This window comes from Shewanella sp. SR44-4 (assembly GCF_014163715.1).
Classification (GTDB): Bacteria; Pseudomonadota; Gammaproteobacteria; order Enterobacterales; family Shewanellaceae; genus Shewanella.
The window spans coordinates 1-788 of sequence record NZ_JACJDU010000129.1 but is presented as its reverse complement, the minus strand read 5'-3'; the positions used below and the strand labels follow the sequence as shown (position 1 = coordinate 788).

At 43.0% G+C, this 788-nt stretch carries 1 pseudogene; it reads left to right on the top strand.

Annotated features, from left to right (window positions below):
- A pseudogene (locus H5125_RS22395) lies at positions 1-732 on the top strand (group II intron maturase-specific domain-containing protein); the annotation flags it as partial.
- Positions 733-788: the final 56 nt, after the last annotated feature.

The following is a 788-nucleotide window of genomic DNA, read 5'->3' as shown; positions in this document are numbered from 1 at the left end:
CTTGAGCAGCGTATAAAGTCTACAGCACTCAAAAAGGGTGCTAGAGCCAACTTTATTGGATACGCCGACGATTTCGTCGTCACCTGCGCTTCAAAGGAAGTGCTCGAGAACGATATCAAACCGTTAATCGCTGATTTCTTAGCGGAAAGAGGCTTAACACTCTCCTAAGAGAAAACGCATATTACCCACATCAGCAATGGTTTTGACTTCTTAGGGTTCAATCATAGGAAGTACAAAGGAAAATTGCTCATTAAACCGAGTAAATCCAACACGTTGTTGTTCTTGAGTAACCTGCGCGAACTCATCAAAAAGCACGCTACCATCCCTGTTAACGACCTTATCAAACTGATAAATCCGAAACTAAGGGGGTGGGCGAATTATTATCGTCATTGTGTTGCTAAACAAGTATTCGGGTATGTTGGGCACAAACTATTCTATTCGTTATGGCACTGGGCAGTAAGGCGTCACCCAACAAAGTCTAAGACTTGGGTTGCCCTTAAATACTTCATCAACCGAAAAGGCCAATGGCAATTTCACGGTTGGCAGAAGGTCAAGGATATGGATTGCCAATTCAATCTATTCCAAATAGCCAAAGTGCCTATTGAGAGACATGTGAAAATTCGAAGTGCGGCTATACCATTCGATCCTCAATACCAAGAATATTTGGCTAGGAGAAAATCGAAAAGGCAAGCTCGTAACGCTTGGAATGAACCTGCTCTCACTGCTTTATAAGTTGCTGGGTATCAAACGATACCTTTGTGGAGGCTTGAGCCTAGTGCAGTGAAAGT